Source organism: Thalassovita litoralis, from assembly GCF_900182725.1.
Classification (GTDB): domain Bacteria; phylum Pseudomonadota; class Alphaproteobacteria; order Rhodobacterales; family Rhodobacteraceae; genus Thalassobius; species Thalassobius litoralis.
Genome location: NZ_FXTO01000039.1, coordinates 1 through 14,021, shown reverse-complemented (window position 1 = coordinate 14,021; position 14,021 = coordinate 1). Strand labels below are relative to the sequence as shown.

The window sequence follows — 14,021 nt, the reverse complement described above, 5'->3', positions numbered from 1 at the left end:
CATGGAAGTCGCCATTCTATTTGCCCTTGTTGTGGGCCTGATGCTGATCGGTGTGCCGATTGCCGTGTCGTTGGGGTTGTCGTCGATCCTGTTCCTTCTGGTGCTGAGTGATACTTCGCTGGCGTCCATCGCACAGACGATGTTTCAGGCCATGGCCGGGCACTACACGCTGTTGGCCATTCCCTTCTTTATTCTGGCGTCGTCCTTCATGTCGACGGGCGGTGTGGCAAAGCGGATCATCCGGTTTTCCATTTCCATCGTGGGGCATTTCCCCGGTGGTCTGGCAATTGCGGGTGTGTTTGCCTGCATGTTGTTTGCCGCCCTGTCCGGGTCGTCCCCTGCGACCGTCGTGGCGATTGGGTCCATCGTGATCGCCGGGATGCGTCAGGTTGGCTATTCCAAGGATTTCGCCGCCGGTGTCATCGCCAATGCCGGGACGCTGGGCATTCTGATCCCGCCGTCCATCGTGATGGTCGTCTATGCCTCGGCCACCGATGTTTCGGTGGGGCGGATGTTCCTGGCCGGGGTTATTCCGGGTCTGATGGCGGGCACGATGCTGATGATCACCATCTTCGCAATTGCCAAGCTGCGGAACCTTCCCAAAGGCGAATGGCTGGGCTGGGGCGAGGTCTTTGCCGCCGGACGCGAAGCGGGCTGGGGGTTGTTCCTGATCGTCATCATTCTGGGCGGTATCTATGGCGGGATTTTCACCCCGACAGAAGCCGCTGCCGTGGCTGCTGTTTATGCGTTCTTCATCGCCTCTTTCGTGTATCGGGACATGGGGCCGTTGTCGCGCCCCGAAGGCCAGCGTAACCTGACGCTGCTGGAAAAGCCCATCGCGCTGATCACCGTCTTTTTCCACCGCGACACGCGCGATACCCTGTTCGAGGCGGGTAAGCTGACCGTGACGCTGATGTTCATCATCGCCAACGCCCTGATCCTGAAACATGTGCTGACCGATGAACAGATCCCGCAGCAAATCGCGTCAGCGATGCTGGACGCGGGGTTCGGCCCGGTGATGTTCCTTGTGATTGTGAACGTGATCCTGTTGATCGGTGGGCAGTTCATGGAACCGTCGGGGTTGATCGTCATCGTAGCGCCGCTGGTGTTCCCGATTGCAATCGAATTGGGGATTGATCCGATTCATCTGGGTATCATCATGGTGGTGAACATGGAAATCGGCATGATTACGCCGCCGGTTGGTCTGAACCTGTTCGTCACTTCGGGCGTGGCAGGGATGCCGATGATGCGGGTTGTGCGCGCTGCGCTGCCGTTCCTGGCCGTGCTGTTCGTGTTCCTGATCATGGTGACATATATCCCGATCCTTTCCACCTGGTTGCCGACCACGTTCATGGGGCCGGAAATCATTACCAAGTGACCATCGCACGGTCGGGTTTATAAAAAGTTACGGCGCCCAAAACGGGCGCCGTTTTTTTGTTCCGCAGGTTAGAACGGGTCAGACGGCGCTGGCTTCCAGCGCGGCAATGATCGGGCAAAAATCCGCAGCGGTCAGGCTGGCCCCACCGACCAAGGCACCATCGACATTGGACACCGCGAAAATTTCGGTCGCATTGCCGGGTTTGACGGACCCGCCGTATAGCAGACGAATGCCGTTGGCGGTATCGGTGCCAAACCTCTGAATCATATTTTCGCGCATGAAATCATGTACTTCTGCGATCTGTTCCAACGTTGGGATCAGCCCGGTGCCAATGGCCCAGATCGGTTCATAAGCAATGACCAATTGCGCGGCGCTTGCGGTGTCCGGCACCGATCCGGCCAGTTGCGCACCGATAACGGACAATGTTTCCCCAGCTTCCCGTTGGGCCAGCGATTCCCCAATGCAAACAACCGCAATCAAACCGTTTTCCATGACTGTCGTGGCTTTGGCACAGATCTGGGCATCGCTTTCGCCGTGATCCTCGCGGCGTTCGGAATGCCCCACAATCACGGCGGTGCCACCGGCATCCTTGATCATGTCGGCAGAAATATCGCCAGTATGCGCACCGGAATTTGCCGTATGGCAATCCTGCCCGCCAATCATCATCGGATACCCGGATACGGTTTTGACCGCATCGGACAACAGCGTTGCAGGGGGGCAGATCAACACATCGACCGCAGGATTTGGGTGCGTTTTCCGAATGTTATCCAGTTCCGCCAACTGGGCCTTGACCCCGTTCATTTTCCAGTTGCCAGCGGCCAGTTTGCGTCGCATGAAATGCACCCCGTAACATGTTTGTTTTCTATCCCGCGCATCATTGCGATGCGCCGCCTCAGGTCAAGGCTGAACCCGGTTATCGGGCGTTTCGGCGGGCTTTTTGCCGTTGTTTTTCGGCGGCTGCAACCCGTGCCGGGGGCAGTGCCAGACGCGCCCAATAAAGCGCCTCGTCCGGGTCATCAAGGGCGCTTTCAGGAAGGTTTAGAAGGCTTTGAATTTCCTGCCTTTTGTTTCCGCGCATGTACCAAAAAGGTTCCGCACCGGAAGCGTGAAAAACGGGCGCAGTTGTCGCGTCCGCCTTCATGTAAACAGTCCCCGAGGCGGAGATCATTGCGAACATCGCATCATCTTCGGCATAAACCGCTATGCCGGAAAACTGCGCGCCGTTCGCAACGGACCCAATCCGGCAAAGAGTTCCAGAACATGCGTCAGGAACTCTTTCTCGACCGCCATTACATGCCTGCGAATTTAATGGATTCACCGCAACCGCAGGCTTCGGTCACATTGGGGTTGTTGAACTTAAACCCCGATTCCAAAAGGGAAATTTCATAGTCGATTTCGGTGCCAAACAGGAACATCTGCGCCATCGGGGCAATCATGACCCGCGCGCCGTCCTGTTCGACCACCTCGTCGTTGGGGTCGATTTCGGTGGCATATTCCATCGTGTATTCCATGCCTGCACAGCCGCCTTTTTTGACACCGATACGCAGCCCTTTATGCCCGTCTTTTGCCATCAGTCGGGCAATCTGGGCGGCGGCGACCGATGTCATTGTAACAGCTTGTTTGCCGGGAATTCCGAACATTAAATATGCCTTTCAACCGTTTGAAACTTCACATAAAGCCAAGTTCAAGTCTGGCTTCGTCGCTCATCATGTCCATGCCCCAGGGCGGATCCCATGTCAGTTGGACATCAACGGTTTTTATCCCGTCCAGCGGTTCAACTGCGTCCATGACCCAGCCGGGCATATCGCCCGCAACGGGGCAGCCGGGGGCAGTTAGGGTCATGATGATTTTCACATCGTTTTCTGAATTGATATCAATGGTGTATATCAACCCAAGGTCATAGATATTCACCGGAATTTCCGGGTCATATACCGTGCGGCAGCCTTCGACCACCGCATCATACAGCGGGTGATCGGTCGAGGAGGGCGCGATCAACGGCGCCCCTTCAAGGGGTTCGGCATTCTGAGTCATGAACCAGTCCTGTATTTCCTGACCGAAGATATAAGGATTGTCGCTCTGTTCGTCCAGAGCGACAGGATAGGTCTTTTTGCACCTGCGGCAAGGTTTAGCGCGATTTTTCGGCCTGAATGCGGAACGGATCCATGAAATGACCGATCATCACCTTGGTCGCCAGATCGTAAGCCTGATCCAGCGGCAATTCCAGATGAGTATATAAGGCGCGTTTCCCATCTGCGATGGCCTTATTATGGCGGGTCGCCAGCTTTCGGGCGTAATCCATCGTGAAATCAATCACTTGATCCGCAGGCAGAATGCGGTTGATCACCCCGGTGGACAGCGCCCATTGGGCATCAAACGGGGTGCCGGACAGCGCCAGTTCCATGATATGCTTGCGGGACATGTTGCGCGATACGGCAACAGCAGGGGTGGTGCAGAAGCCACCATTATTGACGCCGGGCAGGCAAAAGGTCGCTGCTTCGGACGCATAGGCCAGATCACATGCGGCCACCAATTGCAGCCCGCCAGCGGTGGCGATCCCTTCGACCAGCGCGATTGTGGGCTTGGGGCTGTTGGTGATGTCCTGCATCATCGCGCCACATTTTTCAAAAAGGTCCGTCAGATAGGCCAGACCATCGTCCGCATCCGCCCGATGTGCGGCGATTTCTTTCAGGTCATGCCCTGCGCAGAAGATTTTGCCGGGGCCGTGGATCACGATCACGTTCACCTCCGGGTCGGTGGCGGCACTGCGGATATGGGCGTGCAATTCTTCGATGACTGCCAGGGACAGCGCGTGGGCCACACCTGCACCCAGCGTCAGCTTCAGGACTTTGTCAGACAATTCAGCGTGGATCAGATCCGGTTTATGCATTTGGTTCATGGTTTCTCCTCCCTCAAACGAATATGTCGTATGTTTTCGGGTTTTCATAGCTTGGCATTTACGGTTCAGAGTGGAAAAAGAACCCAAATGCGCAGAAATAGGGGGCGGAAATGACCGCAAAATTCTCGTTCGACCTGCTGGCGACCGATGGCAAGGCGCGGCGCGGGGTGATCCATACCACCCGTGGCGATATCCGCACGCCTGCGTTTATGCCTGTGGGGACGGCGGCAACGGTGAAGGCGATGATGCCGGAAAGCGTGGCGGCAACGGGCGCGGACATTCTGCTGGGAAATACCTATCACTTGATGTTGCGCCCGACTGCGGAACGGATTGATCGTCTGGGCGGGCTGCACAAATTTATGAACTGGGATAAGCCGATCCTGACGGACAGCGGCGGTTTTCAGGTCATGAGCCTGTCCGCGTTGCGCAAAATGACCGAAGACGGCGTGACCTTCAAATCCCATATCGACGGATCAATGCATACGCTGACCCCCGAAAGAAGCATGGAAATTCAAAAGCTTCTGGGTTCCGATATCGTGATGTGTTTCGACGAATGCACCCCGTTTCCCGCCGAAGAAAAGGTGGCGCATGAATCTATGCGCATGTCTATGCGGTGGGCCAAACGCTCGCGCGAGGCGTTCGGGGATCGTCCCGGTCATGCGCTGTTTGGCATTCAGCAGGGCAGCGTTTTCCGCGATCAGCGTCAGGAAAGCGCCGAGAAGCTGGCCGGGATTGGATTCGATGGCTATGCGGTGGGCGGTCTGGCTGTGGGCGAAGGGCAGGACATGATGTTCGACGTGCTGGATTACGCGCCGGATATGCTGCCGACGGACCGGCCCCGGTATCTGATGGGGGTGGGTAAACCCGATGATATTGTCGGCGCGGTGAAGCGCGGGATTGATATGATGGATTGTGTGCTGCCATCGCGGTCCGGGCGGACTGGGCAGGTGTTCACGCGGCATGGCGTGGTCAATATCAAGAACGCCCGCCATCAGGACGACCCGCGTCCGCTGGATGAAAACTGCACCTGTCCGGCCTGTCGGAATTACAGCCGGGCCTATCTGCATCACGTGTTCCGGGCGCAGGAAATGATCTCGGGGATGCTGCTGACATGGCATAACCTGCATTATTATCAGGAATTGATGCAGGGGATGCGCGACGCGATCGAAGTCGGCCGTTTCGCTGCCTTCGAGGCAGAGTTCCACGCGCAACGCGCTCAAGGGGATATAGACCCGTTGTGACGCTTTATGTGGTGCAAAAGCAATGCCGCGATACTTTATTTAGTGTTCTGGGCGGTGTTTTGACGTAAAATTGCGTTGCAGCGTCGCTTGTCCGCTTGCCCCTTTTGGGGCAAACCTGCATTCTGTGTCTTACAGATGTGAGGCGGTTGAAATCCGGGACAAACACCCCCAAATTAACCGACAGGAAACGGAGACAGCCGTGGTTGCCGATCTATGGGGCCGGTGCTGTCTTGCTAGAACAAGGAAATCGTATGCAAGAGCCTCTCAACGCATCCTATCCCGTCCTTCCGCTGCGCGATATCGTGGTTTTCCCCCACATGATCGTGCCGCTTTTCGTCGGCCGCGACAAATCTGTGCGGGCGCTGGAAGAGGTGATGCAGGATGACAAACAGATTTTGCTGTCCAGCCAGATTGATCCGGCGGTGGATGATCCCACCGCAGACGGTATTTATCGCACCGGGGTGCTGGCGAATGTGCTGCAACTGCTGAAACTGCCCGATGGCACGGTAAAGGTGCTGGTCGAAGGGCAGGCGCGGGTGCGCATCACGGAATTTTTGGACAATGACTCGTTCTTCGAGGCGCAGGCCGAATTCCTGCCCGAGGAAGAGGGCGACCCCGAAGCAATCACCGCATTGCTGCGGACTGTTGCGGTGGAATTTGAACGCTACGCCAAGGTCAAGAAAAACATCCCCGAAGAGGCGCTGGTCGCCGTGTCCGAAACCACCGATCCGGCGAAGCTGGCGGATCTGGTGTCCGGGCATCTGGGGATCGAAGTTGGCCAGAAACAGGAACTTCTGGAAACGCTGTCTGTCAGCGAACGGCTGGAGAAGGTCTATGGCCTGATGCAGGGCGAAATGTCCGTGCTTCAGGTGGAAAAGAAGATCAAGACGCGCGTTAAATCCCAGATGGAGCGCACCCAGCGCGAATATTACCTGAATGAGCAGATGAAAGCCATTCAGAAGGAATTGGGCGATGGCGAGGACGGCGCGAATGAAATCGCCGAACTGGAAGAAAAGATCGCAGCGGCCAAGCTGAGCAAGGAAGCCAAGGATAAGGCCGATGGCGAGCTGAAAAAGCTGAAAAACATGAGCCCGATGAGCGCCGAGGCAACTGTCGTGCGCAACTATCTGGATTGGCTGCTTGGCATTCCGTGGGGTGTGAAATCGCGGGTCAAGAAAGACCTGCACAAAGCCCAAGAGGTGCTGGACGCCGATCACTATGGTCTGGAAAAGGTCAAGGAACGGATCGTCGAATATCTGGCGGTGCAGCAGCGTTCGGCCAAGCTGAAGGGGCCGATCCTGTGCCTTGTCGGCCCGCCGGGTGTGGGGAAAACCAGCCTTGGCAAATCGGTGGCCAAAGCCACGGGGCGCGAATTCATCCGCATCAGCCTTGGCGGTGTGCGGGATGAATCCGAAATCCGTGGTCACCGCCGGACCTATATCGGGTCCATGCCGGGTAAGATCGTTCAGGCGCTGAAAAAGGCGAAAACCACCAACCCGCTGATCTTGTTGGATGAAATCGACAAGATGGGGCAGGATTTCCGCGGCGATCCGGCCAGCGCAATGCTGGAGGTGCTGGACCCTGAACAAAACTCGACCTTCGTGGATCATTATCTTGAGGTGGAATACGATCTGTCGAACGTGATGTTCCTGACCACGGCGAACAGCTACAACATGCCGGGGCCGCTGCTGGACCGGATGGAGATCATCAGCCTTGCCGGGTACACCGAGGATGAAAAGCGCGAAATCGCCAAGCAGCACCTGATTTCCAAGCAGGTGAAAAACCACGGTCTGCGCAAGGGTGAGTTTGAAGTGACCGATGGCGCGCTGAACGAAATCATCCAGCGTTACACCCGCGAAGCGGGCGTGCGGAATCTGGAGCGCGAAATCGGCAAACTGGCTCGCAAGGCCGTTACCCAGATCGTCAAGGGCGAGGCGAAACATGTCACGGTGACGCCTGAAAATATTGACGATTTCCTTGGCGTGAAGAAATTCCGCTATGGTCTGGCCGAAAAAGAGGATCAGGTGGGCGTTGTCACCGGATTGGCCTGGACATCGGTGGGCGGCGATCTGCTGTCGATCGAGGCGCTGCGCCTGCCGGGCAAGGGGCGGATGAAAACCACCGGGAAACTGGGCGATGTGATGAAGGAATCCATCGACGCGGCCAGCTCCTATGTGCGCTCTATCGCGCCGCAGATCGGGGTGAAGCCACCGAAGTTCGACAAGTGGGACATCCACGTTCACGTCCCGGATGGGGCCACCCCCAAGGACGGGCCTTCGGCGGGTCTGGCGATGGTGACGGCGATTGTGTCGGTGCTGACGGGTATCCCGGTACGTAAGGACATCGCCATGACCGGCGAGGTGACGCTGCGCGGCAACGCCACCGCCATCGGCGGGCTAAAGGAAAAGCTGCTGGCCGCCCTGCGTGGTGGGATCACCACCGTGCTGATCCCCGAGGAGAACGAGAAGGATCTGGCCGATATTCCTGACAACGTGAAGGAAGGGCTGAAAATCATCCCCGTGACCCATGTCAGCGAGGTTCTGAAACTGGCCCTGATCCGCGCGCCCGAAGCCGTGGAATGGGACGAGGAAGCCGAGGAGGCCGCAGCGGCAGCCGCTTTGGCGGCCAAGCCGGGGGCAGGGGCCGCAGCGCCGCACTAACCCGGTCGGAATACTGGAAAAGGCTCTCTTCGGGGGGCCTTTTCTTTTGTCGGAATTTTCCTGAAAAACCTGCTGTTACCCCTCTTGCACATCCTTTGGGGTTTCTCTAAAAGCCCCGCTACCGGGTGATTAGCTCAGTGGTAGAGCGCTTCGTTCACATCGAAGATGTCAGGAGTTCGAATCTCTTATCACCCACCATTATTCCCGAAAACGCGCCCTCGATTGTGGCGCGTTTTTCTTTTTTGCCGGTTCTGACCTGCACAGTTCTTTGGCAAAGACCTTGGGAAAAGTGGCTGGTTTCCTTGGTCTTTTCGGTCTGACTTGCCCCTTTGCTGCATAAACGGGCAAAAATAGGGGGAACAGGACAAGGCCGCTTTATGACCCCGCAAAACCAATCCTTTAGTCTGAAACTTGCCGCGCTTTTGGGCCAGATTTATCCCGATCTGGATGGCGCGATCCTGTCCAGCCAAATCATTGATGCGTTTTGGCCGGATGGCAGCCACCGCCGTAAACGGGGGCGGGTGCCGGGCAATAATCAATGGAGCGAACGGGATTCGCTGTTGATCACCTATGGCAACTCCATCGTGGACGGGCAGCATAAGCCGCTGGATTTGTTGCACGACTTTCTGGAACGCCATCTGAAAGGCGTGATCGACGGGGTGCATATTTTGCCGTTTTTTCCCTATACCTCGGATGATGGGTTCGCGGTCACGGATTACCGTGCGGTAAATCCGGTGCTGGGGGATTGGGCGGATATTTCCCGGATCGGGGCGGAATTCAAACTGATGTCCGATCTGGTGCTGAACCATGTCAGCAGCCAATCCATGTGGTTTAACGCCTATTTGCAAGGGCATCGTCCCTATGATCGTTTCTTTTTCGAGGCGGAGCCGACCGATGATCTGGGGGCTGTCGTGCGTCCGCGTACTCATCCGCTTCTGCGCGAGGTCGAAACCGCCAATGGGCAGCGCCATGTCTGGTGTACCTTCAGCCACGATCAGGTTGATCTGGATTTCCGTAACCCCGAGGTGCTGCTGGAATTCCTGCGCGTGATGCGGCTGCATATCGACATGGGGGTACGGATTATCCGGCTGGATGCGGTGGCGTTCCTGTGGAAGGAAATCGGCACAACCTGCATCCACTTGCCGCAAACCCATGCCATCGTGCGATTGATGCGACTGCTGGCGGATTACGCGGTTGAACCCGTGATCCTGCTGACGGAAACCAATGTGCCGAAGGCGGAAAACCTGTCTTATTTCGGCAACCGGAACGAGGCTCAAGCGGTCTATAACTTCTCTTTGCCGCCGTTGGTGCTGCACGCGATGCTGTCGGGCACGGCGGACTATCTGAACCGCTGGCAGGGGGCAATGCCGCCAGCGCAAATGGGATGCGCCTATCTGAATTTCACGGCCAGCCACGATGGGATCGGGATGCGCCCCGCCGAAGGGCTGCTGACCTCGGACGATGTGGCGCAGGTCATCCAATCGGTGCGGGATTTCGGGGGGCGCGTGTCCATGCGGGCGCTGCCCGGTGGCGGCGAAGCCCCCTATGAGCTGAACATTACGTGGTACGAGGCGATGAAAGGCACGTTCAACGGGCCGGATGTCTGGCAATTCGATCGTTTCATGGCCAGTCAGACTTTGGTCATGGCGCTGGAAGGGATACCCGCGATCTATATTCACGCGCTGTTGGGGACGCCGAATGACCACGAAGGTTTTGAAAAATCCGGGCAAAACCGGGCGATCAACCGTCATCGCTGGGATTACGGCCGCCTGAATACGCTGTTGGCTGACCCGGAAACAGATCAGGCGCGGGTGATGTCTGAACTGTTGCGGCGGATGACGGTGCGGCGCAAACAGGCGGCGTTTCATCCGAATGCCACGCAGTTCACCCTGCAAATTGATCCGCGTTTGTTTGGTGTGTGGCGGCAAAGCCTTGAGCGGGATCAATCCATTTTTGCGTTGCATAATGTCAGTGCCGATCGTCTGACCATCACGCCGCATTCTATCAATCTGATTGACGGAGAGGTTTGGGTAGATCTGCTAAGCGGCGAACGGATTGATCCAAACGGGGCCGAAATTCGTTTCGCCCCCTATCAATGCCGCTGGATCAGTAACAAGTTTTAGGCTGATCCGATTTCCTTGAAATCCAGTTCGGCCGCCAGTTTTCGATCCCGCATCAGATCGGGGTCGGCGGCGTGAACGCGGTTCCATGTGGGAATGAACGGGGTTTCGGCGGGGTTTTCCAGATAAACACGCCCTGCCTCGACAATGTTTTCCGCAAACATTTCCACGCTGCGTTCCTCTTGGTGGCGGTCCACGGATAATCCGTTCATACGGGCATCGTGATAATAATCTTCCAGCAAATCCAGTGCGCTACGGTAATAGGTGGCCTTCAGGGACCGAAAGGTTTCCTCGGTCAGGACGGTGCCATCTGTGGCCAGTTTGCGGTAAATCGACTTGCAAATGTCGATCGACATACGGCTTAGCCCGGTAGATTTATCCTCGGGGCTAAGGTCTTGGTGCTTATGGTCATACGCGTCAGAAATTTCGACCTGACAGACCGATTTCCGCGCCAGATTGCGCCATGCTTCGGACAGCAGCCCGATTTCCAGCCCCCAATCCGATGGCATGCGCAGGTCCGGCAGGATCGAGGTGCGCATCGCAAATTCGCCGGACAGTGGATAACGGAAAGAGCGCAAAAAGTCGATGTAATCCCGATCCCCGATCACCCGCTTCAGCGCGATCAGAATCGGGGATACCAGCATTCGGCTGACGCGCCCGTTAATTTTGCCGTGGCCGATGCGGGGATAAAACCCTTTGGACACCTGATAGGGAAAATTCGGGTTTGCCACCGGATAGACCAGCCGCGCCAGCATGTCTTTTTCATAGGTCACAATATCGCAATCATGAATCACCACGACCGAGCTATCCTGACAGGCCATCAGATAGCCCAGACAGGACCACACATTTTTGCCCTTGCCGGGTTCGCAGGGACCAAGCCCAAGCTGTGCCAGGCGGTCGTCAATGGCCTGCATCCGGGGGCTGTCGTTCCAGATGACAATATGATCCTGTGGCAGGCGGGCAAAAAACTGTTTGGCATAGCGAAACTGATCCGCATCGGCGCGATCCAGCCCGATGATGATACGGTGCAGATATGGCACCTCTGACAGCTCATCCAGAATTTTCGGCAGTGCCTCCCCTTCGAGTTCGGAAAAAAGAGAGGGCAGGATCAACGAGATTTTTCGCGTGTTCGCAAAGGTTTCCAATTCGCGGCTTAGGGCTGCGGCGTCATTGGTGCGCAGATTGTGCAGGGTTGCGATATTGCCGTTCTGGTGAAAGTCAGCCACGTTGATCAGGCTCCTTTTGCTTGGGTCGTCAGCGAAGAAACGATGGACAGGACGGTCTCGTTCCATCCGGCGGGGCCGGATTTGGTGCTGCGGGTGATCCGGTTGGACAGGTTGATTGGGATGGCAAAGGGTGCGGCATCTGGATTCAGGATCAGCACCGGATGATCGGCTGCTTGCAGCATTTCCAGATCATTCGGCGCATCCCCCAGGGCGATCACTGGCGGGTTTCCGTAATTCTGACAGAGGGTTGCCATCTGATCTGCCTTGGTTTTTCCAAAACTGAGCGTCAGATAGCGCCCGCCCTGACGTGCGGAAATACCGTGTTCGGACAGTGACCGCAGGAAAGCATGCAGATCGGTTTCCGATCCAGACCACAGCCCCGGTTCAGAATATGCGCGTTGTCTGGCGCGGGTGGCCGCGTCAGGTGAAAGACCCGTCAGCGCAGCGCATTCCGCATCAGATATATCTCCGAACCCTTTGTAATATCTGCGCAGTTTCGTCGGGGTGTTATTCAGTGTTTCGCGAATCTTGCGATAGTCCGCCCCCGAATCTGTTGGGGGAATACAGTTGGCGTGCAGCAGTCCGGCCCCGTTTTCGACAATGGCGGGATATGCCGACAGGCCCATATCTGCCCGTAAGGGGGCGATTTCCGCAGCCGTCTTGGAACTGGCCAGAATGATAGGAATGTTAAATGATTTCAGTATTTTGATGGCCGGACTGGCGGCGCTGTAGCTGTAATCGTGGTGATCCAGAAGCGTGCCATCCAAATCTGTAAACACAATTGCGGGAAATTCTGTCATCTGACCTCTTGCGCCCCGCGCAGGCTTTTTGTAACAGAGGCGGCACGGGTGATTAGCTCAGTTGGTAGAGCGCTTCGTTTACACCGAAGATGTCGGGAGTTCGAGTCTCTCATCACCCACCATTTTTTCATATTAAATTCAATAATATGATAGCCAAAGCTCGTGTAGGTACGAAGTGCTTTCCGGTTCGCTGAACCTAAATGCTCCTTTTTTTGCTCGAAAAGTCTAAAATATCAGCAGCATCTTGCATCTGTTCTGGCAGGTATCTGGCATAGGTGCGGTAGGTGACAGATGTGTTCGTATGGCCCAGCATCTGCCCGACTTTCACCAACGGAACCCCAGCGGACAGCATTGTGACTGCAGCGGTGTGGCGCAATTCGTGAATCGTCACTCGACCCAATCCGGCTCTTTCAACAGCAGCCTTGAAGCCTGTCCTCATCGATTTGATTGGATGACCGGCGTATTCGATTACATAGTCTGACAGCGCGGCGCTGTGTGCTACCGAGAGGGCCGCACGGACACCGCGGCTCATGGGGACGATTGCTCTTCCTTTGCGGGATGTCCCATCGTCAATTCTCAGATTGATTGACCCACGTTCGAAATCCACGCGGTCCCATTTCAGGTCCAATATTGCGCTCACGCGGGCGGCCGTTCCCAAGAGAAGGATGAGAGCAAGGCGGATATGGGGATCATGGGCACCGTCAATCAGAGCTCGGGCTTCACCAGCGTTCAGAATACGCTTGTCGGTCTCCGGCTTAACCGGGCGCCAGATCCTTGGGGCGCGATCAATGATGTTTACGTCCCGCGCGAAGTTCATCGTTGACTGGAGATGGCCTAATTCAGTCCAGACAGTGCCAACAGACTTTCCTTCCGCGATGCGCTTTGAGGCATATGAGCGACAAAGCGCCTTGTCGATCTGGTCGGGGCGATAGGGGCCGAAATGTGCCAGGACAGCTTTACCTGTATATCCCATTGTCTTGGCTGTAGGTTTGTCGCCCAGATCGGTTCTGTAGGCCTCCCAAAGTTCAGAAATGGTATCCCCCAAAACCGCGTCACGATTTTCCCGGCGGTAAACGTCTATTGCTTCTGCTTCTGCCTCCGTTCTGGTGCGTGCCTGAAGCTGATAACGGGTGCGCTTGCCATTTGCCTTGGTCCAGTAGACACAGTAGCCGCCGCGCAGTCTCCCGATGCTGATGTCCGACATTCGTATTCCTCCACAGCGTTTGCAGGTATTCTATATAAACGGCCCAATCTGAAATGGCGCAATACTCCGGTTCTGCACAGGTTGCGAACCGTCTCCGCGCTACATCCCCAGATGCTAGCAAGGCCCTCGGGGGTAAATGGCTTGCTGGTCATTCGTTTTCCTCCATCTCATTGAATATCCGCAGCGCCCGCACCGTGTTGGCCACAGACAGGCGCAGGTGTTGCGGGTAGGCTGGTTTGCCGCGCTTGGTGCGGCGGTAGCGTTTGGCGGACAGGTCATATTCCACGGCCTGCGGGTTGGCTGTGCGATATGCGGTCAGGTCGTGTGAGGCCTGCGCGGTCGATATGCCAAATGCCTTGATCAGATCGGTGCGGCATATCGTGCCGTCACCGATGCACAGTTTGGCGTCGATCCAGACCTGCCGCATTTGTTGGGCGACTAAGTTTCTTGTGGTGTCCAACATTGCATCATTTCCTCTGCTTTCCGTCGCTGGCCC

The 14,021-nt window shown here is 56.5% G+C and carries 14 protein-coding genes and 2 tRNA genes; 6 read left to right on the top strand and 10 right to left on the bottom strand.

Features of this window, described 5'->3' with window-relative positions; genetic code table 11:
• Position 1: 1 nt before the first annotated feature.
• Positions 2-1,378, top strand: coding sequence for a TRAP transporter large permease (locus tag FN828_RS18180; RefSeq protein ID WP_142494793.1), 1,377 nt, complete (start codon positions 2-4; stop codon positions 1,376-1,378).
• Positions 1,379-1,456: 78 nt separating this feature from the next.
• Here FN828_RS18180 and tpiA read toward each other — a convergent pair whose 3' ends face one another.
• The 5 genes from tpiA to FN828_RS18155 form a co-directional block, all read right to left on the bottom strand.
• Complete coding sequence (tpiA, locus tag FN828_RS18175; protein WP_142494792.1) at positions 1,457-2,212, bottom strand: triose-phosphate isomerase; 756 nt, start codon at positions 2,210-2,212, stop codon at positions 1,457-1,459.
• Positions 2,213-2,291: 79 nt separating this feature from the next.
• Positions 2,292-2,696, bottom strand: coding sequence for a TfoX/Sxy family protein (locus FN828_RS21155; RefSeq protein ID WP_142494791.1), 405 nt, complete (start codon positions 2,694-2,696; stop codon positions 2,292-2,294).
• Complete coding sequence (locus tag FN828_RS18165) at positions 2,668-3,018, bottom strand: HesB/IscA family protein (protein ID WP_142494790.1); 351 nt, start codon at positions 3,016-3,018, stop codon at positions 2,668-2,670. Before FN828_RS18165 ends, FN828_RS21155 begins: the two co-directional genes overlap by 29 nt.
• Positions 3,019-3,046: 28 nt before the next feature.
• Positions 3,047-3,409, bottom strand: a complete 363-nt coding sequence (locus FN828_RS18160) for an SUF system Fe-S cluster assembly protein (protein ID WP_142494789.1) — start codon at positions 3,407-3,409, stop codon at positions 3,047-3,049.
• Between the two features lie 94 nt (positions 3,410-3,503).
• Positions 3,504-4,274: an enoyl-CoA hydratase-related protein gene (locus tag FN828_RS18155; protein WP_142494788.1), complete on the bottom strand. Its 771-nt coding sequence runs from the start codon at positions 4,272-4,274 to the stop codon at positions 3,504-3,506.
• A gap of 110 nt (positions 4,275-4,384) precedes the next feature.
• On the opposite strand from FN828_RS18155, the gene tgt reads away from it, so the two are divergent.
• From tgt to FN828_RS18135, 4 genes are all read left to right on the top strand, one after another.
• Positions 4,385-5,515, top strand: coding sequence for a tRNA guanosine(34) transglycosylase Tgt (gene tgt, locus FN828_RS18150; RefSeq protein WP_142494787.1), 1,131 nt, complete (start codon positions 4,385-4,387; stop codon positions 5,513-5,515).
• 251 nt (positions 5,516-5,766) lie between these two features.
• Positions 5,767-8,175 (top strand): endopeptidase La, encoded by a 2,409-nt coding sequence (gene lon, locus FN828_RS18145; RefSeq protein ID WP_142494786.1) that lies wholly within the window; start codon positions 5,767-5,769, stop codon positions 8,173-8,175.
• 123 nt (positions 8,176-8,298) lie between these two features.
• Positions 8,299-8,373, top strand: a tRNA-Val gene (locus tag FN828_RS18140).
• A gap of 179 nt (positions 8,374-8,552) precedes the next feature.
• A complete protein-coding gene (locus FN828_RS18135; protein ID WP_142494785.1) occupies positions 8,553-10,298 on the top strand; it encodes a sugar phosphorylase in 1,746 nt (581 codons plus the stop codon).
• Here the strand turns inward: FN828_RS18135 and FN828_RS18130 are convergent.
• Positions 10,295-11,521: a glycosyltransferase family protein gene (locus FN828_RS18130; RefSeq protein ID WP_142494784.1), complete on the bottom strand. Its 1,227-nt coding sequence runs from the start codon at positions 11,519-11,521 to the stop codon at positions 10,295-10,297. The two genes, FN828_RS18135 and FN828_RS18130, sit on opposite strands and share 4 nt — an antisense overlap.
• Before the next feature lie 5 nt (positions 11,522-11,526).
• The gene (locus FN828_RS18125) at positions 11,527-12,321 is read right to left on the bottom strand and encodes an HAD-IIB family hydrolase (protein WP_142494783.1); all 795 of its coding nucleotides are present in this window, start codon (positions 12,319-12,321) and stop codon (positions 11,527-11,529) included.
• Positions 12,322-12,367: 46 nt separating this feature from the next.
• On the opposite strand from FN828_RS18125, the gene FN828_RS18120 reads away from it, so the two are divergent.
• Positions 12,368-12,443: transfer RNA gene (locus FN828_RS18120), tRNA-Val, on the top strand.
• Between the two features lie 74 nt (positions 12,444-12,517).
• Here the strand turns inward: FN828_RS18120 and FN828_RS18115 are convergent.
• The 3 genes from FN828_RS18115 to FN828_RS18105 form a co-directional block, all read right to left on the bottom strand.
• Positions 12,518-13,294: a tyrosine-type recombinase/integrase gene (locus FN828_RS18115; RefSeq protein ID WP_408033815.1), complete on the bottom strand. Its 777-nt coding sequence runs from the start codon at positions 13,292-13,294 to the stop codon at positions 12,518-12,520.
• A gap of 104 nt (positions 13,295-13,398) precedes the next feature.
• Complete coding sequence (locus FN828_RS21150) at positions 13,399-13,677, bottom strand: helix-turn-helix domain-containing protein (protein ID WP_142494781.1); 279 nt, start codon at positions 13,675-13,677, stop codon at positions 13,399-13,401.
• Positions 13,674-13,988: a hypothetical protein gene (locus tag FN828_RS18105; protein ID WP_142494780.1), complete on the bottom strand. Its 315-nt coding sequence runs from the start codon at positions 13,986-13,988 to the stop codon at positions 13,674-13,676. The genes FN828_RS21150 and FN828_RS18105 overlap by 4 nt, the downstream gene beginning before the upstream one ends.
• Positions 13,989-14,021: the final 33 nt, after the last annotated feature.